We start from the raw sequence: 23,535 nt of genomic DNA on the forward strand, positions 1-23,535 counted from the left end.
CTGGCGCTGCGCGTGGGTTCGGTTGCACTCTGAAGGTGCTGGAGGGGAGAGACGTCCTTGGGAATCCGCGAGCTCGCGAAGCATCTGAACATCTCGATCGGGACGGTCTCCCGCGCCCTCAACGGCCGCGGCGACGTCAATCCGGAGACAAGGCGGCGGGTGCTGGAGGCGGCGGCGGAGCTCGGCTATTCGCCGAACCAGTCCGGTCGCGCCCTCCGTCAGGGGTCGACCAACGCGATCGGCTTCATGCTGCAGACCTACAGCGGGGCCGAGCTGTACGGCGAGCCCTTCTTCATGGGGCTGTTCAGCGGCGTGCAGGAGGCGTTGGGCCGGCACGGGCTGGACCTGATCGTGCTGCTGAACACGCCGGACGGCGACCAGGAGGCGCAGCTGCGTCGGGTGGTGGAGCGGCGCCTGGCCGACGGCATCCTGCTGCCCTGGACCCGGCGGATCGACCCGCGGCTGGACTATTTGATCGGGCGCCGCTTCCCCTTCGCGGCGCTGGGCCGCAGCCTGTCCGGCGGCGACCATCCCTGGCTGGACCTGAACTTCGAGCAGGCGGCGGATGTCGCGGTCGACCGCTTCGTCGGCTTCGGCCACCGCCGCATCGGCCTGGCCAACAACGGCCACGACCTGATGCACGCCCACATCCTCCTGGACGGTTATCGCCGGGCCCTGGCGCGGCACGGCATCGCCTTCGACGAGTCCCTGGTGAGGACCGAGGAGATGACCGAGGCCGGCGGCTACCGGCTGGCGGCGGAGCTGGTGGGCCATGGGCCGCTGCCGACGGCGCTGCTGGTGGCGAATGAGCGGATGGCGGTCGGCGTCTACCGCCGGCTGAACGAGGCGGGGGTGCGGCCCGGGCGGGACATCGCCATCATCGGCGGCATGATCGACAGCCCGGCCAGCCGCTTCCTGTCGCCGGCACTGACCTGTTTCCGCCTGTCGCTGCACGACCTCGGGGTGAAGCTGGCGGAAGCGCTGCTGGCCAGCATGCCCGGCCACGCCGATGCCTATGGCGGGCTGGTCCAGGACCTGTGGCCGCTGGAGCTGGTGCCGCGCGAGAGCGACCGGGTGATGCTGGGCGGGTGATCCCCGTCGATTAGGTTCCGGTTGACGGGATGGGAATCCCATCCGTACCCTCTGTGTCATAACAATTTCAAAAATGATTCACAGACGAGGGGAAGGCGATCATGAGCCTGAGCTTCAAGGATGCCCTGTCCCGAGTCGGACAGCAGCGCAGCCCGGTCGCCACCCAGCGGTCTCCGAATACGGATCAGTTCAATCTGTCCGTGCAGCGCGCCAAGGACGAGAAGCCCGCCACGCCCCCGGTGCAGCAGCCGGAGGCACCGCCGGTCTATCGCTGGAACAGCGATCCGGCCGGAATCACCGAGCGCAAGATCGAGCCAGGGGTATGGCCGTTCCGCATCTACGCGCAGGAGGGCGTTGACCCGAAGGATAACAAGGCCCTGCACGACCAGTTGGCGGCCACGCCGCAGCTCGACCCGAAGGCCTTCGGCAATCGGCCCGCCGCGCCCCCCGACATCGACCGTGCCCTCGAGACCTGCGACAAGGTCTATGTTCTCGATTCGGACCGGCTCGGGTTGCTCGACAGCCAGCGCAAGGCCCTCGCCGCCGCGAGCGATCCGAAAGCGAGCGAGGGCGACCGGAACACGGCGAAGGACGACCTCGTCGTCGCGATCGCGCAGGAGGTCGACCAGGCCTCGCTGGGCCAGGGCGCGCCCAGCTTCGGCAGCGACGCCAACGGCAACGGCAAGCTCGACAGCGGCGAGTTCAGCAAGCTGGTCGCCCCGATCGCCGAGCGTGCCCCGAACGACCCGGTCTTCCTCGACGCGCTCAACCAGGTCCGCGAGATCAAGGAGCGGTCGTGGAAGGCCGACGGGCGGACCACCGACCAGCTCGGCAAGATCGCCGAAGCGGGCGATCGCGGCGACTATGCCGCCGTCACGGCCGAGACCAAGCGGCAGCTGGTCGCCCTTGCCGACGGCACGGAAGGGCCGGACGCAGCGAAGATCACAGCCCTCACCAAGCGGGCCGGAATCTACCAGGCCTATGTCGGCGGGGACGAGAAGCAGTATCTCGCCGCCGTCACCGAAGGGACGAAGCAGGCGATCCAGGAGCTCCGGGTCGAGCGCCCGGTGCGGGAGCTGCAGGCCGCCTGGGGCAAGGGCGGCACCGACGGGGCCAAGGCCTTCCTGGCCAAGCTGCGCGAGACGACCGACACCAAGGACACCCTGCCGGGCAGCGGTTCCCTGCTGGCGTCCGACCCGCGGGTCCAGGGGATGGTCGACCAGTCGATCGACGCGATCGCCGGCTCGCAGTCCACCGGCGACGACCGGAAGGGGCAGATGCAGGCCCTGCTCGACCTCGGCGCGGCGTCCCAGGCCATCCTCTACAACGACGGGAACAAGGCCGGCGCGGGCAAGGCCTTCGTCGACCATGTGGCCGCCCGGATCGTCGACAAGATGAACGGCGATCTGCCCATGGACCACCTCAACCTGCTGCACGAGCAGCAGTTCTTCAGCTTGATGAGCCGCGAGGACGCGGAAGGCTCGGGCACGTCGCTGCTGACCGCCATCGCCGCGCGGACCGCGGTGCTCGGCACCGACAAGCGGACGGAGCTCGAAGGCAAGGGCGAGCTCGGGTGGAACGACTACCTGTCGCAGAACTCGAACGCCCAATGGGCGGTGCGGCGCAGCATCGAGAATTTCGACGCCGCCGCGACCGCGCAGGACGACAAGATCAACAAGCTCTACAACGAGCTGTATCACGGCCTCACCGGCTGGGGCGGGATCAAGGGCGACGACCCGATCCCGGCGTCGGCTCAGCTGGCGCGGGACATGGAGGCGATCAACAAGCTGCCGGGGAACGCGCAGAAGGCCGAGGACCTGACGAAGGAGGGCGAGAAGAAGCTGCCGCAATGGGAGCGGCAGGAGAGCATCCAGCTCGCGCTCGGCCTGTACAAGGGCGACCTGAAGAAGGTCGACGGCTTCGACAACGACGCGCCGATCCCGATGCTCATGGGCACCGGGATCATGATGACCAAGTCGAGGTCGATGCAGGAGGCGATGGACGGCCTGCCGGAGCTGCCCAAGACCAAGGCCGACCCCTACGCCAACGCCTCGACCACGGATCCGGCGGCGACCGGCACGATCTGGGTCGAGCGCGCGACCCGCGCTCTCGCCACCTTCGCGGTGGTCGAGACCATGAAGGGCGGCGTCAAAGACATCAACCAGGCCATGGCGGAGAATCGCTACCAGGCGATTCTCCGCGGCGACGCCGTGGCCAGCCGGGCCGAGATCGACGCCCTGCAAAAATACATCAAGGATCCCAAGACGAACCCCAATCAAGACTTTGCCAAGTTCGTCGACGGGCTGAAGGCCAGCATGGGGCAGGCACGGCTGGAGGACATCATCGCCGGGCGGGCGAAGCCGACCGACGCCGAAAAGCGGCAGATGGCGAGCGCCGACCGGCTGAACATCGGCACCAACGCCATCACCCGCCTCTCCGGCGGCGGCAGCGCCATCCTGTTCGGCCGCAATCTCGGGGCGCTCGACGACTCGCCGGCCGATCTCGTCTATTACGTGCCGCACACGATGATGATGCTCAACGCCGCGCAGACGGCGCTGCTGCCGAACGCCCGGGAGATCCTGACCGGGAAGGATGCGGGCGCGCCGGGCAGCCTGGAGACCCGGCTCAAAGGCGCCCAGGCCCGGGTCGCCGCCAGCGATCTCGGGCCGCTGCAGAAGGGGCTCTGGGGCAAGTCCCTCGGCGCGCTGAACGGGCTGCGCGGCGGCGGTGTCGACGTGCTCTATGTCGGGGCCGATCTCAGCAATGCCGTCATGAACGGCTTCGGCATCCTGGGCACGAAGCAGGATTTCGTGAAGACGGCCGGCTACGCCACCGCCACGGTCAGCGACGCGATGTTCGCCCTTACCGCCAGCGCGACGCTGTCGAACGGGGCGATCGCCGAGACGGCCCTCGGCCGGCTGATCACCGCTCTCGGCCCGCTGAAGATCAGCGGGGTGGCGGCGGTGCTGCAGGTGGCGGGCGCCGGCATCGTCCAGGGCCGGGGCGCCTACAACGCCGCGCACACCTACGACAAGGCGGATGCCGACGCGGTCCAGGTGCTGTACGGCGTCAAGGACCGGAAGGTGGCGGAGGTGCTGGCCGACCACAACGACCTGCTGGACGAAGGCCTTCTCGGGATCCTCCAGACGGTCTTCCCCGGCGACGAGCACCTGATGGGCGGCGACGAGCTGACCCGGAGCTCCGGCAACGTCCTGACCGGCACCTACAGCGATCTCGACTACACGCGGGGGCGCCTCGGCCGGATCTTCAACAGCTGGACGCCGGAGCAGGCGGAAGAGGTGGCCAAGGCCGTCAAGGACATGACGGCCAAAGATGGCAAGCTGCCGGAGACCCAGGACGATCTGAAGTATCTCCAGCTGCCGCCGGATCCCACCAAGGCCGATCTCTCGCAGTATCCGGGCGTCCGCTACAACAGCGAGACGAAACGCTACGAGGATTCGGCGACCAACATGCACTGGGAGGGCGACCGCTGGTGGGCGCCGCCGAAGAAGGTCACCGGTCCGGTCGGCCTCGGCTCGGTGCCCAGCCAGGATCCGCTCTGGTACGACCCGGAGCAGGAGACGCTGATGCACGAGAACGGCTTCGCCTGGCATGTGAGGCCGAACAGCCAGGAGGGGCTCAAGGTCTGGCTCAAGAACAAGGGCTATCTCGATTAGGGCCGGCCGGGCCCGCGGTCGATCACCGGAGAGGCCGGCTCGGCGGGACGCCGGACCCCGGCGTCTCCGGCAGCGGGGTATCGCCATACGGCGTCACCTTCGACCGGATCCCAAGGCGGGCCACCGGCGCCGGGGCGTAGCGGACCTGCTCGCCCAGTGCGCCGCAGACTGCGGCGAAGCTGCCCGCGGCGCCGAGCATGGCGCCGGCGGCGAAACGGCGGAGGAATGACAGGCTCATCAGGACACCCCTAGAGCTTGGCGACGTCGGGCACCGCCCGGGCGAAGGCCTGCGGGGCCTCCTGTGGCAGGTTGTGGCCGATCCCGCCGGTGATGGTGCGGTGCTCATACGGGCCCGAGAACTTGCCGCGATAGGCCGCCGGCTCCGGGTGCGGCGCGCCGTTGGCGTCGCCTTCCATGGTGATCGTCGGCACGGTGATCACCGGGCCCTGGGCCAGTTTCTGCTCCAGCGCGGCATAGCGCGCTTCGCCCTCGGCCAGGCCGATGCGCCAGCGGTAGTTGTGGATCACGATGTCGACATGATCCGGGTTGTCGAAGGCCGCGGCGCTGCGGTCGAAGGTGGCGTCGTCGAACTGCCATTGCGGCGAGGCGAGCTGCCAGATCAGCTTGTTGAAGTCGTGCCGGTTCTGGCTGTAGCCCTCGCGGCCACGCTCGGTGGCGAAATAGAACTGGTACCACCACTGCAGCTCGGCCTTCGGCGGCAGCGGCTTCTTGCCGGCGGCGACGCTGCCGATCAGGTAGCCGCTGACCGAGACCAGCGCCCGGCAGCGTTCCGGCCACAACGCCGCGACGATGTCGGCGGTGCGGGCGCCCCAGTCGAAGCCGGCGATGACCGCCTTCGGGATCTTCAGCGCGTCCATCAGCGCGATGGTGTCGACCGCCAGGGCCGCCGGCTCGCCGTTGCGGGCCGTCGCCTCCGACCGGATCCGGGTGGTGCCGTAGCCGCGCAGATAGGGGATGATCACCCGGTAGCCGGCTGCAGCCAACAGGGGCGCGACGTCGACGAAGGCGTAGATGTCGTAGGGCCAGCCGTGCAGCAGCAGCACCACGGGCCCGTCGGCCGGGCCGGCCTCGGCGTAGCCGACGGTCAGGTCGCCGGCGTCGATCTGCTTCAGCGGGCCGAAGCTGGCGTTGGACTTGGCTGGGGCGGCGGCCATGGTCTGCGCAGCGGCCGGGCCGATCGAGACGAACGGGGCGGCGGCCAGGGTCATCAGCGCGGAGCCGAACAGGCGGCGGCGCGGGAGGTCGATATCTTCGGGCATGGGAGGCTTTCCTTCGGGGGCCGCGAGGGCGGCTCAGATCACGGTCAGGGTGACGTCGATATTGCCGCGGGTGGCCTTGGAATAGGGGCAGAGCTGATGCGCGGCCTCGACCACCGCCTGGGCGACCTCGCGGTCCAGGCCGGGCAGGGTGATGGTCAGCCGGGCCTGCAGGAAGAAGGCGCCGTCGGTGGTGCCCAGGTCGATCTCGGCGTCGACGGCGCGGTCGGCCGGCAGGGTGACCTTCATCTCGGTCGCCGCGCGGCCCATCGCGCCGATGAAGCAGGCCGACCAGCCGGCGGCGAACAGCTGCTCCGGATTGGTGCCGGTGCCCGGGCCGCCGGGGGGCGACAGCTTGATGTCCAGCCGGCCGTCGGAGCTGCGGGCCATGCCGTCGCGGCCGCCGGTGGTGTGGGTCTTGCCGGTGTACAGCACCTTGTCGATCCGGGTCATGATGGGGTCCTCGGTGATGAAACGGTTGTGGGTGTGACCGCCTGCGCCGTCAGGTTGCGCCGGCGCCACGCGCTCGGGGTCTCGCCGAACCAGCGGCGGAACAGCTTCGACAGATGCGCCTGGTTGGCCAGGCCGCAGGCCAGGGCGATCTGGCTCAGCGGCTCGCCTGTGGTCAGCATCAGCCGTTGCGCGCGTTGCAGCCGCAGGCCGGTGATGTAGCTGTGCGGGGTGGTGCCGAAGCTGTCCTTGAAGGCGCGGGCGAAGTGGCTGACGCTCAGCGCCGCCTGCTCGGCCAGCTCCTCCAGGCGCAGCGGCCGATGCAGCGACCGCCGCAGATGGCGGTCGACCCGGCGCTTCTGCCACGGGGCCAGCCCGCCGCGGGTGCCCTCGGCGGCGCCCGACAGGGTCAGCAGCGTCACCAGCCGGACCGCGGCGGCGCGCGCGGCCGCCGGATCCCGCACCAGCCCGCGGCGGACATCCTCGATCAGCGTCGCGGCGGTCTCGGTCGGGCCGCAGGACGCGTCGGTGGAAAAAGCCGCGAGGCTTGTCCCGTCCTTCTCCATCCTTGCGTCCTCCAGGCCGTCGTCGATGACCGATATCTAGGCGGCGGCTCGGGAGGACGCTCGTTAGGGCTTGTGAGGCGGTGTTAGAGGCTGTCGTGAGGTGCCGTCAGCGCAGCGAGCGGAAGGCGGCACGGACCTCGGTGGCGAACAGCTCGGGCTCCTCCCAGGCCGCGAAGTGGCCGCCCTTGTCGACCTGGCTGAAGTGGATCAGCGTGTGATAGGCGCGCTCGACCCAGCTGCGCGGCGCGCGATAGATCTCGCCCGGGAAGATCGTCACCGCCGCGGGCAGCGAGATGTCCACCGCGTTGAAGTTGTTGGAGTGGTCTTCCCAGTAGATCTGCGCCGCGGAGGTGGCGCTGTCGGTGAGCCAGTAGAGCGAGATGTCGTCCAGGATCTCGTCCCGGGTCAGGGATTTCTCCGGATCGCCGCCGCTATAGGTCCATTGCGCGATCTTGTCGTACGTCCAGGCGGCCTGGCCGACCGGCGAATCCGCCAGGGCGTAGCCCACGGTCTGCGGCCGGGTCACCATCATGGCCGCGTAGCCGGTGTTGTTCTGGTAGAAGTCGTTCAGCTGGTCATAGGCCGCCTTCTCCGGGGCCGGCAGCCCGGCCGGGGCGGGCAGGCCCTGCGCCAGCAGCGGCTGCAGCTCGGCCGGCACGGTGGCGGGCATGTTGACATGGATGCCGATCAGCCCCGGCACGGTCTGCATCGCCATCCGGTGCGAGATCACCGATCCGCAATCGCCGCCCTGGGACACGAAGCGCGTGTAGCCCAGCCGCGCCATCAGTTCGCCCCAGGCGCGGGCGATATGGTTCGAATCCCAGCCGGTGGCGGCCGGCTTGCCGGAGAAGCCGAAGCCGGGCAGCGACGGCACCACCAGGTGGAACGCGTCGTCCGCGCTGCCGCCATGCGCCGTGGGGTCGGTCAGCGGGCCGATGACCTTCACCAGCTCCAGGATCGACCCCGGCCAGCCATGGGTCATGATCAGCGGCAGGGCGTTCTCGTGCCTCGAGCGGACATGGATGAACTGGATGTCGAGCCCGTCGATCTCGGTCACGAACAGCGGCAGGGCGTTCAGCTTCGCCTCGACCTTGCGCCAGTCGTAATCAGTACCCCAGTAGCGCACCAGGGCCTGCAGCCGCGCCAGCTGCACGCCCTGGGATGCGTCGGCGACGGTCTCCCGGCCCGGCCAGCGCGTCGCCGCGATGCGCCGGCGCAGATCGGCCAGCGCGTCCTCGGGCACCTCGACGCGGAACGGGCGGATGGCGCTGCCCTGGGCGGCCGCGGCCAGCCGGGCGGGCAGGGTGCTCAGCGCGCCGGCAGCGGCAATCGCGGTTGCGGACGTCGCCAGGAAGCCGCGCCGGGTGGCGGACGGCACTGCGTCGGACATGATCGTTCCTCTGCTGCAAGACGGACGGCCCGTGGCCGGTCCGGGCGCGACCCTAGCGCCGCGGTCACGGCCGTGCTTTCACGGGACCGCCGGGTTTGCCGCCGATTGCTGCGTTCTGCGCCCGGCGGGCCTTGGTGGTGCCGCGCCGGCCCTTCCCCCAGCCCGGATATCTCACACCCCTGCGTCCTGCGCCGGTTCAAAATGCCGACGGGGCAGGAGAGCGGCGCAGCGCGATGCTTATGCATCGGGCAAGCCGTTCGACGCACCCCATCGGCATTTTCAACCGGCCCGAAGGGTCGTCTTGCGATGGCCGCCTGCGGGGGCGGGCCGCTCAACCGTATGTCCCTATACGCTTTTCGCGTCCCGCCCCCGCATCCGACTCACCGGAAGACGACGCAGGGCGTAGGAAGACGACGCAGGGCGTAGGGGGTGTGAGATATCCGGGCTAGCATGCGGCCGAGTCGAACCGTGGCGGAAAGTGGCGAATGATGATGGGGTCGGCCCAGGCCGGGGACGTCTTTTCCTTCGGTCCCTTCCGCCTGGCCGCGGGCGAGCGGCTGCTGACCCGGGACGGCGTCCCGGTCGATCTCGGCGCTCGGGCCCTGGACATTCTGGTCGCGCTGGTCTCGCGCCCGAACGAGCCGGTCGGCAAGCGCGAGCTGATGGCCGAGGTGTGGCCCGACGTGACGGTCGAGGAAGGCAGCCTGCGCTTCCACATCGTCGCGTTGCGCAAGGCGCTCGGCGACGGCCAGGACGGCGCGCGCTACATCACCACCCTGCCGGGCCGGGGCTACTGCTTCGTCGCGCCGGTGCTGCGGTCGGCCCCGCTGGGCCAGGCTGCGGACGGCACGGCCCCCTTCACCGGAGGCACCTCTCTACCGGCGCGGCTGGCGCGGATGGTGGGACGGGAGGAGGAGGTCCGGGCGCTGTCGGCCCAGCTTGCGGCGGCACGCTTCGTCACGGTCGTCGGCCCCGGCGGGGTCGGCAAGACCACGGTCGCCGTGGCGGTCACGCACGAGCTGCTCGAGGCGTTCGCCGGCGCCGCCATGTTCGTCGATTTCGGGCTGCTGGCCGATCCGCGCCTGGTGCCGGTCGCGGTGGCGTCGATGCTGGGCCTGCCGATCCGGTCGGAGGACCCGGTCCCCGGCCTGATCGCCCATCTGCGCGGCCGGCGCTTCCTGCTGGTGCTGGACAGCTGCGAGCACGTCATCGACGGGGCGGCCGCCCTGGCGGCGGAGATCTTCCGGGCCGCGCCCGAGGTCCACATCCTGGCCACCAGCCGCGAGGCGCTGCGGGTCGAGGGCGAGCAGGTCCACCATCTCGCGCCGTTGGACAGCCCGCCGGACGACCCCGGCCTCACCGCCGCGGCGGCCGTGGAGTTCCCGGCTGCCCAGCTGTTCCTGGAGCGCGCCGCGGCGGCCGGCGCCCCGCTCGATCTCAGCGACGCGGACGCCGCCTTGGTGGCGGAGATCTGCCGCAGGCTCGACGGCGTGGCGCTGGCGATCGAGCTGGCGGCGGGGCGGGTCCAGGCCTATGGCCTGCGGCAGACCGCGGCCCTGCTGGACCAGCGCCTGCCGCTGTCCTGGACCGGCCAGCGCAACGCGCCGCCGCGGCAGCGCACCCTGCAGGCGACGCTGGACTGGAGCTATGGCCTGCTGTCCGAGCCGGAGCGCCTGGTGCTGCGCCGCCTCGCCGTCTTCGTCGGGCCGTTCACGATCGAGGCGGCGCTGGGCGTGGCGACCGGCGGGGCGGTGGACGACGCCGAGTTGTTCGCCGCGATCGACAGCCTGGTCGCCAAGTCGATGGTCGCCACCCGCCCGATCGGCGCGATGATGCGTTACCGGCTGCTGGACACCACCCGTGCCTATGCCCTGCAGATCGCGGACGACGCCGAGCGCACTGTCCTGGCCGCGCGCCATGCCGGCTATTACCGGCGCTGGCTGGAGCAGCTCGGCGGCGAATGGCCGGCTCTGTCGAACGCGGCGGTGCGGGGGCCGTATTTGTCCGCGATGAACAATGTCCGCGCGGCGCTGGACTGGTGCTTCGGCCCCGGCGGCGATGGCGGCCTCGGCGTCGCCCTGGCCGCGGCCGCGGCGCCGGTCTTCCTGGCGATGTCGCTGCTGACCGAATGCCGGCGCTGGTCGGAGCGGGCGGTTCTCGCCCTCGGCGACGCCCGCGGCGGCAGCGACGAGATGCACCTGCAGGCGGCGCTGGGGATGGCGCTGATGTTCCTGCAGGGCGGCAGCGACGCCGCGCGCCTGGCGCTGGAGCGGGCCCTGGCGATCGCCGATTCCCGCGGCGACGCGCTCGGCCAGCTGGTGGTGCTGGGCCCGCTGCACATGTTTCATCTGCGGACCGGGGCGTTCGACATCGCCCTGGAGCTGGGAAAGCGGGGCGCCGCCCTGGCCGGCGCGGTCGAGGACCCGGCGGCCGCGGCGCTGGCGCATTTCCTGCTCGGCATGTCGCTGCACCTGGCCGGCGATCTCGCCGGGGCGCGGGCAGCGCTGGAGGCGGCGCTGCGGCACCAGCCGGGCGGGCCGCGGGCCAGCACGATCTATCTCGGCTTCGAGGGCCAGAACCTGTCGGGCGCCATCTTGGCCCGCACCCTGTGGCTGCAGGGCCATCCGGCCCAGGCCGTGGAGCAGGCGCGCCGGGCCGTGCGCGAGGCCGAGCGCATGGATCACCCGGTCACGCTGTCCGTGGCCATGATCTGGGCGATCACCGTGTTCCTGTGGACCGGCGACCTGCGCAGCGCCGAGCAGCATGTGGCGTGGTTCACCGCGCGCGCCGGTACCCATTCCCTCGGGCCCTATCTCGCCGTGGGCCAGGCTCTTGCCGCGGCGCTGGCCGTCCGCCGCGGCGACGCCGAGGCGGGTGTCGAAGGGCTGCGGGCCGGCCTGGCGACGCTGCGCGGCGCGCGCTACGAGGTGCTGACCACGGTGCTCGAGATCGCGCTGGCCGAGGGTCTCGCGGCGACCGGCCGGGCGGCCGAGGGCCTGGCCCTGGTCGAGGCGACGATCCGCCGGGTCGAGGCCCGCGGCGACCTCGTCTACATGCCGGAGCTGCTGCGGGTGAAGGGCCTGCTGCTGCTGGCAATGCCGCGGGCGGCGGAGGCCGAGGCGTGCTTCCGGCAGTCGCTGGAGGGTGCACGTCACCAAGCCGCGCCGGCCTGGGAGCTGCGGACCGCGACCGACCTGGCGGCCTTGCTGGCCGGCGAGGGCCGGCGCAGCGAGGCCGCAGCACTGCTGCGGCCGGTGTTCGACCGCTTCACCGAGGGGGTGGAGACCGCGGATCTGCAGGCGGCCGCCCGCCTGCTGGCGACCCTGGACCAGGCTCGAGACGTCTCAAGTCAGGCTTCCGCGAAGGGACGACGCACACCCGTGCGGCGATCAGGAAAGGACGAATAGGTCTACCGTAGTCTGATTGCTCGCCAGGGTTCCTGTCCACGAGAAATGCTGGATATTATCTGAGGAGTGGTATATCGACGTCGAATTCGGAGATCCACTATATGCCTGAAGAAAAAATTTCTGCCCTCTCGTCAAACTACTCTCAGATTGATCTGATATCATTTGAATAATTAGTGGAAGGTCATTTGTAATTTTTGTGAATGGATTGCATATCTGATCGAATATTTGTTGGTTCATTTTCTTTTCCTTCCCGCTCCAGAATTCTATCGCCTCATTGTACAGATATGGCTTTTGTTGGTCAAGGTTTTGTGGATTTATGCAATACAGAGTTAATATTTGCAAAATATCATACATGCAATGCTGGCAACGTCACTCCAGATTGTCTGCTGTCGGGCTGTCGAGGACGACCGGCCATCGGCGGCGCCTGACGCCGATCCGATGCCGCTAAGCTCCGTCGATCTCCGCCCTGATCCATCGGGCGAAGGCCTGCATCGACGCCGTCTCGGATCGCGATTTCAGCCGCGTCAGCCAATAGCTGCCCGTGGATGCCGTGACGTCGAAGGGCTGGACGATCCGCCCCGCCTCGATCTCCCGGTCAAACATGGCGACGGGAACGAGGGCGACCCCGACTCCCTGCGCCGCGGCCTCCACCAAGGTCAGCGAGGAGTCGAACATCCAGCCCCGCAGCTTCGGCGGCTCGATGCCGGCGGCGCGGAACCACAGGCGCCATTCGTCGACCCGGTACGAGCGCAGCAGCTGCTCGCCCGCCAGGTCCGCCGGGTCCCGAAGGCGCGGGCGAAGCGACGGGGCGCAGACCGGCGACAGGGGGGCGTCCATCAGGCGCACCGCATCGGTGCCGTGCCAGGCGCCGTCGCCGAAGCGGATGAACCAGTCCAGCCCGTCAAGCAGCATGTCGGCGGTGTTGTTGTTGGTCTTGATGCGCAGATCCACGGAGGGGTTCTGCTGCTTGAAGCCGTGCAGCCGCCGCAGCAGCCAGCCGGTCGCGAAGCTGGCGACCACGCCGACGGTCAGGATCTCCTGGAAATTGCCGTCCTCGAACTGGCTCAGCGTCGCGCTCATGCGCCGGAACGCGTCGGTCAGCACCGGCAGCAGCGCCAGCCCTTCATCGGTCAGGGCCAGGCCGCGCGGCAGGCGCTCGAACAGGGTCACGCCCAGCGTCTCCTCCAGCGCCTTCACCTGATGGCTGATGGCGGTCTGCGTGACCCGCAGCTCCAGCCCCGCGCGGGTGAAGCTGCCCAGCCGGGCGGACGCCTCGAAGGCCCGCAGGGCGTTGAGCGGCATCTTCGAGACTTCCATGGTCGGATCCACTGCTGTGCGGTTGGTTGAGCCATAGCCCACAACTGTCATGCCCGGGCTTGACCCGGGCATCCAGAGAGCGTCGACGCCGTTCTGGGTGGCCCATGGATCGCCGGGTCAAGCCCGGCGATGACAAAGAGATTGAGAGCTAGCCCTCTTCTACATCCGGATGCCTTCAACCGGGAGCAATGCGTACGGTGCCTCCGAGGCCAACATCAGCTCATGTCTATGCGAAGTATTCCTCGTTTGGCCAGGGGCATGCCGTCCGCTTATTCAGGGGTCGAACGGCGCGGGCGAGCTCGGCGCCATCCCGGACAAGGGCCCGTCCGGCAGCCACCCGACTCATGGAGACTGAATTGACCATCCTGGTATCGCGCCGGCTGGCGCTGGCCGGCTCTCTGCTTGCGGTTCCCGCGCTGGCCGCTCTCCCGACGGCGGCGCAGGCGCAGTCCGACGCCGCGGACCGGCTGGCCGAGCTTGAACGCGCGAATGGCGGCCGCCTCGGCGTCGCCGCGCTGAACCTCGCGACCGGCGCCCGCATCGGCTATCGGGCCGATGAGCGCTTCCTGCTGTGCAGCACCTTCAAGGCGCTGGCAGCGGCCTTCGTCCTCGCTCGGGTCGACTGGAAGCAGGAGCGGCTCGACCGGCGAATCGTGATCTCGCGCAAGGATCTCGTGGGCAAGTCGGTGCTCGAGCCGCACGTCGGCGGCGCCGGGGTAACGGTGGCCGAGCTGTGCGATGCGGCGGTGACCTACAGCGACAACACGGCGGGCAACCTGCTGCTGGCCAGCTTCGGCGGCCCGGCCGGGCTGACCGCCTTCCTCCGCTCGCTCGGCGACGAAGTCTCGCGGCTCGACCGCACCGAGCCGACGCTGAACGCCTATGCCGGGCCGGGCGATCCACGCGACACCACGACGCCGGCGGCCGTGCTGGAGACGCTGCGCAAGCTGCTGTTCGGCGACGCGCTGTCGGCGTCCTCCCGCCACCAGCTGGCGGCCTGGCTGATCACCAACAAGACCGGCGACACCCGGCTGCGGGCCGGCTTCCCGGCAGGCTGGCTGGTCGGCGACAAGACCGGCACCGGCGGCAACCCCGAAGGCAGCACCAACGACGTCGCAATCGCCTGGCCGCCGGAGCGTGGCCCGGTGATCGTCACCGCCTATTGCGAGCTGCCGTCGCAGAGCTTCGAGCAGCGCAACCCGGTGGTCGCCGAGATCGGGCGGATCGTGTCGCAGGTGTAAGCGGGGTCTTTGAGATCGACCCCTCCGCCCTTTCTCGTCATGGCGAGGCGCGCAGCGCCGTGGCCATCCAGAGATCGAGCCGCTGGATGGCCGCGCCCCTTGGGGCTCGCCATGACGGGTTATGTCTCGGGGCGCCCGTATGACGCCGCCGGTGCGTCAGGCGATGTGCAGCCGGACGTCGACATTGTTGCGAGTGGCGTTGGAGTACGGGCAGACGTGGTGCGCCTTCTCCACCAGCGCCTGCGCCTGGGCCTTGTCCATGCCGGGCAGCGAGACCGTCAGGTCGACATCGATGCCGAAGCCGCCGGGGATCTCGCCGATGCCGACCTCGGCCTTCACCGAGGCGTCGGCCGGGACCGCCACCTTTTCCTTGCCCGCCACGAACTTCAGCGCGCCCAGGAAGCAGGCGGAATAGCCGGAGGCGAACAGCTGCTCCGGATTGGTGGCGCCGCCCTTGCCGCCCATCTCCGTCGGCACCGCCAGCGCCAGGTCGATGATGCCGTCGGACGATTTCGCGCGACCGTCGCGGCCGCCGGTGGAGGTGGCGGTGGCCTTGTAGATGATCTTCTCAGGCTTGCTCATTGCAGGCTCCTGGGTTGAGCCGCACCGGCGATGCGGCCAGGGGAAGACGATACAGAGATGGGGTGGCGGCCTGAGGCTGCCACCCGGATCCGACACTATCGGTCGAACCGCCGAGGATCGACCTCTTCGAAGCTGTGGCCCAAGCCGAAATTGTCGAGATGCGCCACCACCGTGGTGTCGGCGGGGTCGCGGTACGGCCCGATCTTGAAGTACTGCCGGCCGCTGTCGCGGTAGCCCAGCCGGCCGTGGACCGTGACGATCTTCCGGCCGTTGGCCCAGACCTCGATCAGGTCGTCCGGCTGCGCGTCGACCTTGATGTGCACCACCATGTCGACCCAGGCGCCATAGGGCGAGGGCAGCGTCGCCTCGCGGTCGATGGTCAGGTCGCTGCCGCAATCGGCGGTGTAGTCGGGCGCCAGCTTGTTGCCGGCCGCGTCGAAACCGTCATGCAGGAAGCTGCGATGCGGCGGGAACTCCGAGACGTCGAAGCCGTCCTCCCAGGCCACCAGCACCCGGCATTGCTGCAGCCGGGCCGGCCCGTCCTGCTCCACGGTCAGGTAGAACTTGCGGTCGCGGAAGCGCTGGCCGAGGAAGGGGCTGTACTGGCCGGCCTGCTTCCACTGCCCGACCAGCAGGCGCCGGCTGTCGGCCGCGGGCGCCGGCGCACCGTCGATGCGGAAGCTGAAGCCGTACCAGAGGTCGGTGCCCTTCTCCTCGGTGTCGCGCAGCCACAGCTCGGCCCGCTGGTCGCTGCCGGCCATGAAGTCCATGTCGCGGTCGGAATCGATGCAGCCGCTGCGCCGGTGCTCGGTGTTGACCGCCTCGACCTCGGGCGGCAGGTCCGGCGTCGGCAGTAGCGCCATGCCGGCCGAATACCGGCCGGACCGCGCCAGCATGTCGTCGATGAAGAAGCGCCCCTCCGGCCGCCGGCAGGGCGACCAGATCTGCGGCGGAATGCGCCCGCCTTCGAACCCGTCGGTGACCGAATCGGTCGCCGGGTCGGCGGCGGCCGGGGTGGCGGCCAGGAAAAGGATGAACGCTGGCAGGTGCCACCGTAGGAAGGCTGGAAGCATCGATCTGTCGGACTGCCGAATCGGGAAGCGAAGCGGCAGGATAGGTCAACGCGGCGGCCGGGTGGCCCCCAGAAGACGCGGCAGGTCGCCGCGCCAGGCCACCAGCGAGAACACCAGCGCCGCCACCACCACGAACAGCACCGTCACCGACGCCATCACCGGGGTATAGCCGTAGCGCAGGGCGTTGAAGATCTTGATCGGCAGCGTCTCCACCGTCGACCCGGCCACCATGTAGGCGACGATGTACTCGTTCAGGCTCAGCACGAAGGCGAAGGCGTAGCCGGAGATGATGTAGGGCCGCGCCAGGGGCAGCACGATGGTGCGGAACACCGTGCGCTCGTCGGCGCCCAGCGTGCGCGCCGCCTCCACCGCCGCCTTGTCGATCGAGGCCAGGCCGAGGGCGATGTTCACCAGCGGCAGGGTGACGAAGAAGATGCCGTGCGAGATGATGGTGGCGGCGATGTGCCCGTACAGGCCGACGATCTGCCAGAAGATCAGGAAGCCCAGCGCCGAGACCACCGGCGGCAGGATGAAGGGGGCGATGCCGAGGGTGTAGAGGGCGCGGCCCCAGCGCGGGTTCCAGCGCCACAGATACCAGGCCATCGGCAGCGCGATCGACACCGACAGGGCGGCGGCGAGCACGGCGATGATCACGCTGTTGCTCAGCGCGCCGACCCATTCCGGGTCCTGCAGCATCTCGCCGTACCAGGCGACCGAGAGGCCCTGTGGCGGGAACAGCAGGCGCTTCTTCTCGTTCAGCGACACGCCGATGATGACGATGATCGGCGCCAGCAGCACGGCCCCGATCAGGCCCATATAGAGGCGGCTGAGCATGCGTCCCATGGTCAGCGCCTCCGGTTCTGGCCGAGCAGCAGGGTCAGCCCGATCAGGGCCAGGCTGACCAGCACCAGGAACACCGCTAGCGCCGCGGCGAAGGGGATGTTGGACTGGTAGATCGCCTGGTCGGTGATCAGCACCGACAGGGTCCAGTGCTCCGGCTTGCCCAGCACCTGCGGCAGCACATAGCAGCCCAGGGTGAAGACGAAGACCAGGATGGCGGTGGCCAGGATCGCCTGCCGCAGCGACGGGATCACCACGGTGAAGAAGCCGCGCAGCGGCGAGGCGCCGAGCGTGCGGGCGGCCTCGGTGATCTCGGGGTCGAGGCGGTTCACCGCCGGGTACAGCATCAGCACCGAATAGGGGAAGCCGATGAAGCAGAGGCCCATCAGGAGGGCGCCGAAGCCCGGCGTCCAGGCCTCGGGCGTAGAGAGCAGGCCGAGCGTGACCAGCAGGTTGGACAGGCCGGCCGATCGCGACAGCAGGATCGACCAGGCGAAGCCCATGATCACTTCCGACAGCGACAGGATCGACAGGATGCAGACCAGCCACGCCACCTGCGCCGGCCGGCGGGTGCGGCTGAGGCACCAGGTGAAGGGCACCGCGGCGATGACGCAGACCACGGCCGCCAGGCCGCAGATCATCAGCGAGAAGCCCAGCACCCGGGTGAACAGCGGGGTCCAGAACCGGGCGTAGTTGTCGAGCTCGAGGGCCGGCTCGTACAGCCCGCCCTCGACCCGGTGGTAGAAGCTGAACGCCACCATGATCACGAACGGGATCAGGAAGAACACGCCCAGCATCGCCGCCGGCCACAGCGCCGGCAATCGGGCGATGAAGCCGTGGGGGGCCGAGGGGGCTGCGGCTGTCGGAGCCGATGTCGCGACCGCAGTCATGCGACCCTCCCGGAGCAGTGCGCGTTGCCTCTCCCGCTTGCGGGAGAGGTCGGACATCCGAAGGATGTCCGGGTGAGGGCCGGCGGCCTCACCAGGCTCACGGACCACCCCATGGGCGAGCGGACGATCTGCCCCCTCCTGAAGCGGCGATCCCGGGACCGCGGCCGCAAGGCCCTCACCCGGAGCCGCTTCGCGTCTCCGACCTCTCCCGCAAGCGGGAGAGGCAACACGTTCGTGCCAGGGAGGCGGGAGAGGATCGGCGCAGAGGGCCGGCGCATCGCGGTCATGCCGCCAGCACCACGCAGGAGTCGGGGGGCAGCTCGACCGTCACGCTCTGGCCGGCGGCGATCGGCGGCAGGTCCTTGCGCGCGGCGGCGGCGACCAGCCGGGTGCCGGCGCAGTCGACATAGACCTCGACCGAATTGCCGACGTCGCGCACGAAATCGACCGTGCCCGCCACCCGGTTCGGGCCTGCCTCGCCGGCCGGCCGCAGTTGCACCTCCTCCGGCCGCACCAGCAGGGTGGCGCCGGCACCGGAAACGAGGCCGCCCAGCCCTTCGCTCGCGGTCAGCACGGCGTCGCCGAGGCGCAGGCCCCCGCCGTCGACCCGGACCGGCAGCAGGTTGCCGGTGCCGATGAAGTCTGCAACGAAGGCGTTGGCCGGGCGGCGGTAGATCTCCAGGGGCGCGCCGGCCTGCTGGATGCGGCCCTGGCCCATCACCACGATGACGTCGGCCATGGTCATGGCCTCGCGCTGGTCATGGGTGACCAGGATAGTGGTGACGCCCAGGCGCTGCTGCAGCTGCCGCAGCTCGATCTGCATCGCCTCGCGCAGCTTGGCGTCCAGCGCCGACAGCGGCTCGTCCAGCAGGAACAGGCTGGGGTCGATCGCCAGGGCCCGGGCGATGGCGACGCGCTGGCGCTGGCCGCCGGACAGCTGCGAGACATGGCGGTCGGCCACGCCAGGCAGCTGCACCAGGGCCAGCAGCTCCTCCGCCCGCTTGCGCTGCGCCGCCTTGTCGGCACCGCGGATGCGCAGGGCATAGGCGATGTTCTCGCCGACGGTCAGGTGGTCGAACAGCGCCAGCGACTGGAACACCATGCCGAAGTTGCGCTGATGCGTCGGCACCGGGGTGACGTCGCGGCCGTCCAGCAGCAGCTGGCCCTTGGTCGGGGATTCGAGTCCGGCGATGATGCGCAGCAGCGTGGTCTTGCCGCAGCCCGACGGGCCGAGGAAGCAGACCAGCTTGCCGGCCGGGACGGCCAAATCGACATCGGTGACGGCGGTGACCCGGCCGTAATCCTTGGCGATGCCCTGGAGGCGGAGCTCGTGCATGCGGCGCGGGTCCTGTCTCGAAAGGAAGGCCCCGGCCGGATGTCCGGCCGGGGCGCGCTCTCTGATCAGCCGGTGATCATTGCCGTCCACTTCTCCGCGACCCAGTCGCCGCGCTCGGTGTACAGCTTGTAGTCCGGGATGATCGGCTTGACGTCGCTGGAGACGGCGGCGAACTCCTCCGCCGACAGGCTCAGCAGCTCGCGCGGCACGATCGGCGCGGTGCCGACCTTGCGCGACAGCGTCTCCTGCTGGGTCGGCTGGCACATGTAGTCGATGAAGACATGCGCCTCCTCCAGCTTCTTCGACGCCTTGCTGACGGCCCAGGAGCCGCGGTCGGACACGCCGCCCTCCTTCGGGAAGGTCGAGCGCACCGGGAAGCCGTCCTTGATCGCGAGGCCGGTGACGTCGTGATAATACTCGCCCATCGGGATCTCGCCCGACTGCAGGGCGCTCTGGAACTGGCCCTCGTCGCGGTACCACAGCGACACGTTGGGCTTCAGCTCGGCCAGCTTGGCCAGCACCTTCTCGACGCCCTCATTGGTCGCCAGGATGTCGCTGTTGCCGCCGAAATGGGTGTGGGCGGCGATCTCCAGCAGGAACGAGTTGCTGGCCAGCGCCATCAGGCCCAGCTTGCCCTCATTCGCCTTGTCCCACAGGGCGGCCCAGCTGGTCGGCGCGTCCTTGTAGGTCTCGGTGTTGGTGACCAGGGTGATGAACCAGGCCACCGCAGCGACGCCGGCGATGCGGCCGTCATCGTATTTGTTCAGGAACTCCGGGAACACCTTCGCGGCGCCCGGCATCTTCGCCGGGTCCAGCGCCTGCCACAGGCCGGACTTGATGCCGCGCAGCATGGCCACCTGGGCCATCATCGACACGTCGGCCGGGGCCTCGCCGGCATTGGCCGCGGTCTGCAGCTGCACCAGCCAGGCCTCGCCGGTCGGTTCGCCGACGCCCTCGACCTTGATGCCGCTGGCCTTGGTGAACTCCGGGAAGACGTGCTTGCCGAAGCTCTCCTCGAAATAGCCGCCATAGGTGCCGATCTTGATGCTGCGCTCCTGCGCATGCACGAAGGGCGCCCGGCCGATCGTGGCCAAAGCGGCGCCGGCGGCGGACAGCTTCAGCAGCGTCCGCCGGCTCGGGGAATAGCGATAGATCTCGCGGTTCATGAAACCTCCTCGTGTTTTCTTATGATAGCGCCAGCGCGGCCGTCAGCCGGTCCGCGACGATCGGGGCCGCGTCGCTGCCGACATTGGCGAAGGCGACGCGCAGGAAACGCTCCTGCCCCGGCCCGAACATGCTGCCCGGCAGAGTCAGGAGATTGTGCTCCAACGCCAGCCCGCGGGCCACCTCGACCGCGTTGCGCTCCGGGAAGGGGTGCTCGAGATAGGCGAAGAAGGCGCCCAGGCTGACCAGCCGCCAGCCCCCCAGCTGCGACAGGGCAGTGCGGAACACCTTCGCCCGCTCGCGCATCGCCGCGGTGTTGCCCTGGACCCAGCCGCCGAGCTGGTCCAGTCCGAACAGCGCCGCCTCCTGGCCGATGCGGGGGGCGCAGATGGCGACGCAATCCATCGCCTTCTCGATCTGCGCCATCAGCGCCGGCCCGGCGGTCAGGGCGCCGACGCGGTGGCCGGTGATCGCGAAGACCTTGGAGAAGCTGTACAGATGCACCACCGTCGACGCCCAGTCCGGGTCCTCGAACAGGTCGTGCGGCCGGTCGTCGGTCGGCAGGAAGTCGATATAGGTCTCGTCCAGCACCAGGGCGATGCCACGGCGCTTGGCCAGGTCGTAGAAGGCGCGCAGCGTCTCGGCCGGATAGATCGCGCCGGTCGGGTTGTTCGGCGTCACCAGCACGATGGCGCGGGTGCGGTCGGTGACCAGCCGCGCCACCTCATCGACATCCGGCACGCCGCCGGCATCGGGCCGGAAGGCCGGGTGCAGCGCCTCGATGCCGGTCGCATCCAGCCACATGCGGTGGTTGAAGTAGTAGGGCAGGGGCAGCACCACCTGGTCGCCGGGGCGGGCCAGCGCCGCCATGGTCAGGCAGAAGGCCTGGTTGCAGCCGGCGGTGATCGCCACGTTGGCCGAGGTGATGGGGGCCGGGCCGATGGCGCCGCCGTAATAGCGGGCGAAGCGCGCCGCCAGCGCCGCGCGCAGGGCCGGCAGGCCGAGGATCGCGGTGTAGCGGTGCACGGCCGGGTCGCGCAGCCGCTCCGCCAGATGCGCCGTCAGCGCCTCCGGCGGGGAATAGCCCGGCACCGCCTGGGCCAGGTCGATCAGCGGCCGGTCGGCCGGGAAGAAGCGGCCCTCGACCCAGCGCTGGGCCTCGGCGATCGGCGGCGCCGCGACCGCGGCGAGGAGGGGGTTGAGCGTCGTCATGGCCTACTATACCGGATCGCGGCGCAGCGGCATGGTCATGCAGTGGATGCTGCCGCCGCCGGCCGCCAGCAGGTCCAGCTCCGGCTCCAGCACGGTCAGCCCCTCGGCCCGCAGCAGGGCGTTCACCCGGGCGCTGTGCTTCGGCGACAGCACCCGGCCGCCGCCCAGCGCCAGCAGGTTGCAGCCCATCCGCATCACCTCCTTGTAGGTGACGTCGATCAGCTTGATGCGATGGCCGCGCAGCCAGTCCAGCAGGCCGTCGTCCAGCACCTCGGTGCAGGCCACGGCCAGCCCGTCCGCGGCCATGCAGAAGATCACGTCGAGATGCAGGAAATGCTCGGGGAAGGGCTCGACCCGCGCCTCCCAGCCCTCGGCCTCGAACCAGCGGGCGAACTGGCGGGCGCCGGCCTCGTTGGTGCGCTCGCCGGAGCTGCCGATCAGCACCAGCCCGGGGCGGATGATGTGGATGTCGCCGCCCTCAAGCGTGCCGTCGGTGGCGTAGCGCCAGACGCCGCCATGCTGCTGGTAGAACTCGATGACGGAGGCGTATTCGCCGCGCCGCTGCGGCCGGAACAGCTGGGTCACCACCGGGCCCCAGGGCGTCACCTGGCTCGAATCCCGGGTGTAGACCTGATAGGGCAGGTGCGGCTCGAGCTTCAGGTAGTGGCAGGTGACGCCGGCGCTCTCCAGCGCATCGACCATCTGCCGGTACTGGCCCTGCACCCGCTGATGGTCATAGGCCGATCCGGCCTCCAGCGTGGCCCGGGCGATGCTGTTGGTCGGCTGCCAGGCATAGTGCTCCGGCGTCGCCAGCAGCACGTCGCGCAGCACTCCGGTCTCGGAATCCAGGGTCCAGGTCACGCGCCGCCTCGCTGTTCGTCACCGTTTCGTTGCCGGAAGGATGACAAATGTCGCGGCACTGAAAAATAGCGGCGTCGCGACGTTCACTTCGCGGTTTCTCGATGTAATCTCGTCGGCATGAAGAACGTATCGCCATGAAGAACGTATCGGATGTCGAGCTGCGGCTGCTGCGGATCTTCGTCACCGTGGCCGATGCCGGCGGCTTCGCCGCGGCGCAGGCGGCGCTCAATCTCGGCGCCTCCACCGTCTCGACCCAGATGGCGCATCTCGAGCAGCGGCTCGGCGCCCGGCTGTGCGAGCGCGGCCGGTCCGGCTTCCGCCTGACCGAAAAGGGGCGGGCGGTCTATGACGCGGCGCGCCGCCTGCTGGAGGCGGTGGAAGGGTTCCGGGCCGAGACCCTGGCCCTGGACGCCCGGCTGGCGGGCGACCTGCGCGTCGGGCTGGTCGACGCCACGGCGGGCGACCCGGGATCGCCGGTGATCGACGGACTGCGCCGCTTCGGCGACCGCGACCACCGGGTGCACCTGCATCTGGCGATCGACACGCCGCCGCTGCTGGAGCAGCGGCTGCTGGACGGGCGGCTCGACCTTGTCGTCAGCGCCTTCCCGCGGCACATCGCGGGGCTGGTCTATACGCCGCTCTATCGCGAAAGGCAGGTGTGCTACTGCGGCGCCGGGCATCGGCTGTTCGGCGCGCCGGACAGTCCGGAGACCCTGGACCAGATACGGCGTGAGCGGCTGATCACGCGCGGCTACTGGAATCTCAGCGACCTGGGGCGGCTGGGCCTGTCCGAGGCCTCGGCCGCGGCCACGGTCGACTGCATGGAGGCGCAGGCGATCCTGATCCTGTCCGGCGGCTATATCGGGTTCCTGCCGACCCATTATGCGGCGCCATGGCAGGCGGCGGGCCGGCTGTACCAGCTGTTGCCGGCGCTCTTGTCGTATGACGCGCCGTTCGAGATCGTGACCCGCAAAGGGGCCACCGTCTCCCGCGCGGCGAAGCTGCTGATCCAGGACCTGCAGGCGTCGCGACCGTCTGTCGCGGAGCCCGCATCGCGCGCCTGAAGCGGCCTGCCCAGGCCGGGAAATCAGGCCGGAAAGGGCACATTTGTTTAAAGTTTCGAACACTTGTCAATTTGTCTGATAAATCCGATAGTGCCG

19 protein-coding genes are annotated in these 23,535 nt (G+C 69.7%); 5 read left to right on the top strand and 14 right to left on the bottom strand.

What is annotated here, in order from left to right; all coding sequences use genetic code 11:
* The first annotated feature begins 57 nt into the window (after positions 1-57).
* Positions 58-1,092, top strand: a complete 1,035-nt coding sequence (locus QFZ27_RS11810; protein ID WP_429226570.1) for a substrate-binding domain-containing protein — start codon at positions 58-60, stop codon at positions 1,090-1,092.
* A 101-nt stretch (positions 1,093-1,193) separates the two neighbouring features.
* On the top strand, positions 1,194-4,769 hold the full coding sequence (locus tag QFZ27_RS11815; RefSeq protein WP_429226571.1) for a hypothetical protein: 3,576 nt from the start codon (positions 1,194-1,196) through the stop codon (positions 4,767-4,769).
* A gap of 22 nt (positions 4,770-4,791) precedes the next feature.
* Here the strand turns inward: QFZ27_RS11815 and QFZ27_RS11820 are convergent, their stop codons facing one another.
* From QFZ27_RS11820 to QFZ27_RS11840, 5 genes are all read right to left on the bottom strand, one after another.
* Positions 4,792-5,007 (bottom strand): hypothetical protein, encoded by a 216-nt coding sequence (locus QFZ27_RS11820; RefSeq protein WP_429226572.1) that lies wholly within the window; start codon positions 5,005-5,007, stop codon positions 4,792-4,794.
* A gap of 10 nt (positions 5,008-5,017) precedes the next feature.
* Positions 5,018-6,049: an alpha/beta fold hydrolase gene (locus tag QFZ27_RS11825; protein ID WP_429226573.1), complete on the bottom strand. Its 1,032-nt coding sequence runs from the start codon at positions 6,047-6,049 to the stop codon at positions 5,018-5,020.
* A 33-nt stretch (positions 6,050-6,082) separates the two neighbouring features.
* The gene (locus tag QFZ27_RS11830) at positions 6,083-6,499 is read right to left on the bottom strand and encodes an organic hydroperoxide resistance protein (protein ID WP_429226574.1); all 417 of its coding nucleotides are present in this window, start codon (positions 6,497-6,499) and stop codon (positions 6,083-6,085) included.
* On the bottom strand, positions 6,496-7,062 hold the full coding sequence (locus tag QFZ27_RS11835; RefSeq protein ID WP_429226575.1) for a helix-turn-helix domain-containing protein: 567 nt from the start codon (positions 7,060-7,062) through the stop codon (positions 6,496-6,498). The genes QFZ27_RS11830 and QFZ27_RS11835 overlap by 4 nt, the downstream gene beginning before the upstream one ends.
* Positions 7,063-7,168: 106 nt before the next feature.
* Positions 7,169-8,452 carry an epoxide hydrolase family protein gene (locus tag QFZ27_RS11840; protein ID WP_429226576.1) on the bottom strand — a complete coding sequence of 428 codons (1,284 nt, stop codon included), beginning with the start codon at positions 8,450-8,452 and terminating at the stop codon, positions 7,169-7,171.
* Positions 8,453-8,937: 485 nt separating this feature from the next.
* Between QFZ27_RS11840 and QFZ27_RS11845 the strand changes: the two genes are divergently transcribed.
* On the top strand, positions 8,938-11,859 hold the full coding sequence (locus QFZ27_RS11845; RefSeq protein ID WP_429226577.1) for an ATP-binding protein: 2,922 nt from the start codon (positions 8,938-8,940) through the stop codon (positions 11,857-11,859).
* Between the two features lie 444 nt (positions 11,860-12,303).
* Here the strand turns inward: QFZ27_RS11845 and QFZ27_RS11850 are convergent, their stop codons facing one another.
* The gene (locus QFZ27_RS11850; RefSeq protein WP_429226579.1) at positions 12,304-13,176 is read right to left on the bottom strand and encodes a LysR family transcriptional regulator; all 873 of its coding nucleotides are present in this window, start codon (positions 13,174-13,176) and stop codon (positions 12,304-12,306) included.
* A 344-nt stretch (positions 13,177-13,520) separates the two neighbouring features.
* On the opposite strand from QFZ27_RS11850, the gene bla reads away from it, so the two are divergent.
* Entirely contained in the window at positions 13,521-14,417 is an 897-nt protein-coding gene (gene bla / locus QFZ27_RS11855; protein WP_429226580.1) for a class A beta-lactamase, read from the top strand.
* 156 nt (positions 14,418-14,573) lie between these two features.
* Here the strand turns inward: bla and QFZ27_RS11860 are convergent, their stop codons facing one another.
* The 8 genes from QFZ27_RS11860 to QFZ27_RS11895 all read right to left on the bottom strand — a co-directional run bounded on the left by QFZ27_RS11860 (position 14,574) and on the right by QFZ27_RS11895 (position 22,375).
* Positions 14,574-14,999, bottom strand: a complete 426-nt coding sequence (locus tag QFZ27_RS11860) for an organic hydroperoxide resistance protein (protein WP_429226581.1) — start codon at positions 14,997-14,999, stop codon at positions 14,574-14,576.
* 95 nt (positions 15,000-15,094) lie between these two features.
* Complete coding sequence (locus tag QFZ27_RS11865; protein ID WP_429226582.1) at positions 15,095-16,072, bottom strand: heparin lyase I family protein; 978 nt, start codon at positions 16,070-16,072, stop codon at positions 15,095-15,097.
* A gap of 45 nt (positions 16,073-16,117) precedes the next feature.
* Entirely contained in the window at positions 16,118-16,915 is a 798-nt protein-coding gene (locus QFZ27_RS11870; RefSeq protein WP_429226583.1) for an ABC transporter permease, read from the bottom strand.
* A 2-nt stretch (positions 16,916-16,917) separates the two neighbouring features.
* The gene (locus QFZ27_RS11875; protein WP_429226584.1) at positions 16,918-17,802 is read right to left on the bottom strand and encodes an ABC transporter permease; all 885 of its coding nucleotides are present in this window, start codon (positions 17,800-17,802) and stop codon (positions 16,918-16,920) included.
* A 283-nt stretch (positions 17,803-18,085) separates the two neighbouring features.
* A complete protein-coding gene (locus QFZ27_RS11880) occupies positions 18,086-19,138 on the bottom strand; it encodes an ABC transporter ATP-binding protein (protein WP_429226585.1) in 1,053 nt (350 codons plus the stop codon).
* A gap of 65 nt (positions 19,139-19,203) precedes the next feature.
* Complete coding sequence (locus QFZ27_RS11885) at positions 19,204-20,304, bottom strand: ABC transporter substrate-binding protein (protein WP_429226586.1); 1,101 nt, start codon at positions 20,302-20,304, stop codon at positions 19,204-19,206.
* A gap of 19 nt (positions 20,305-20,323) precedes the next feature.
* Complete coding sequence (locus tag QFZ27_RS11890) at positions 20,324-21,514, bottom strand: aminotransferase (RefSeq protein ID WP_429226587.1); 1,191 nt, start codon at positions 21,512-21,514, stop codon at positions 20,324-20,326.
* A 6-nt stretch (positions 21,515-21,520) separates the two neighbouring features.
* The gene (locus tag QFZ27_RS11895; protein ID WP_429226588.1) at positions 21,521-22,375 is read right to left on the bottom strand and encodes a dimethylarginine dimethylaminohydrolase family protein; all 855 of its coding nucleotides are present in this window, start codon (positions 22,373-22,375) and stop codon (positions 21,521-21,523) included.
* 134 nt (positions 22,376-22,509) lie between these two features.
* Here QFZ27_RS11895 and QFZ27_RS11900 point away from each other — a divergent pair, with 134 nt between their 5' ends.
* Positions 22,510-23,439, top strand: a complete 930-nt coding sequence (locus QFZ27_RS11900) for a LysR family transcriptional regulator (RefSeq protein ID WP_429226589.1) — start codon at positions 22,510-22,512, stop codon at positions 23,437-23,439.
* Positions 23,440-23,535 lie beyond the last annotated feature (96 nt).

Origin of the sequence: Inquilinus ginsengisoli, assembly GCF_050434925.1 — a bacterium.
GTDB classification, from domain to species: Bacteria; Pseudomonadota; Alphaproteobacteria; order DSM-16000; family Inquilinaceae; genus Inquilinus; species Inquilinus ginsengisoli_B.

Coding starts and splice junctions, on each gene's coding strand:
- QFZ27_RS11880 (WP_429226585.1), bottom strand. CDS start 19,138: ATGCACGAGCTCCGCCTCCAGGGCATCGCCAAGGATTACGGCCGGGTC.
- QFZ27_RS11885 (WP_429226586.1), bottom strand. CDS start 20,304: ATGAACCGCGAGATCTATCGCTATTCCCCGAGCCGGCGGACGCTGCTG.
- QFZ27_RS11835 (WP_429226575.1), bottom strand. CDS start 7,062: ATGGAGAAGGACGGGACAAGCCTCGCGGCTTTTTCCACCGACGCGTCC.
- QFZ27_RS11890 (WP_429226587.1), bottom strand. CDS start 21,514: ATGACGACGCTCAACCCCCTCCTCGCCGCGGTCGCGGCGCCGCCGATC.
- QFZ27_RS11820 (WP_429226572.1), bottom strand. CDS start 5,007: ATGAGCCTGTCATTCCTCCGCCGTTTCGCCGCCGGCGCCATGCTCGGC.
- QFZ27_RS11850 (WP_429226579.1), bottom strand. CDS start 13,176: ATGGAAGTCTCGAAGATGCCGCTCAACGCCCTGCGGGCCTTCGAGGCG.
- QFZ27_RS11830 (WP_429226574.1), bottom strand. CDS start 6,499: ATGACCCGGATCGACAAGGTGCTGTACACCGGCAAGACCCACACCACC.
- QFZ27_RS11865 (WP_429226582.1), bottom strand. CDS start 16,072: ATGCTTCCAGCCTTCCTACGGTGGCACCTGCCAGCGTTCATCCTTTTC.
- QFZ27_RS11860 (WP_429226581.1), bottom strand. CDS start 14,999: ATGAGCAAGCCTGAGAAGATCATCTACAAGGCCACCGCCACCTCCACC.
- bla (WP_429226580.1), top strand. CDS start 13,521: ATGGAGACTGAATTGACCATCCTGGTATCGCGCCGGCTGGCGCTGGCC.
- QFZ27_RS11900 (WP_429226589.1), top strand. CDS start 22,510: ATGAAGAACGTATCGGATGTCGAGCTGCGGCTGCTGCGGATCTTCGTC.
- QFZ27_RS11845 (WP_429226577.1), top strand. CDS start 8,938: ATGATGATGGGGTCGGCCCAGGCCGGGGACGTCTTTTCCTTCGGTCCC.
- QFZ27_RS11840 (WP_429226576.1), bottom strand. CDS start 8,452: ATGTCCGACGCAGTGCCGTCCGCCACCCGGCGCGGCTTCCTGGCGACG.
- QFZ27_RS11870 (WP_429226583.1), bottom strand. CDS start 16,915: ATGGGACGCATGCTCAGCCGCCTCTATATGGGCCTGATCGGGGCCGTG.
- QFZ27_RS11875 (WP_429226584.1), bottom strand. CDS start 17,802: ATGACTGCGGTCGCGACATCGGCTCCGACAGCCGCAGCCCCCTCGGCC.
- QFZ27_RS11825 (WP_429226573.1), bottom strand. CDS start 6,049: ATGCCCGAAGATATCGACCTCCCGCGCCGCCGCCTGTTCGGCTCCGCG.
- QFZ27_RS11815 (WP_429226571.1), top strand. CDS start 1,194: ATGAGCCTGAGCTTCAAGGATGCCCTGTCCCGAGTCGGACAGCAGCGC.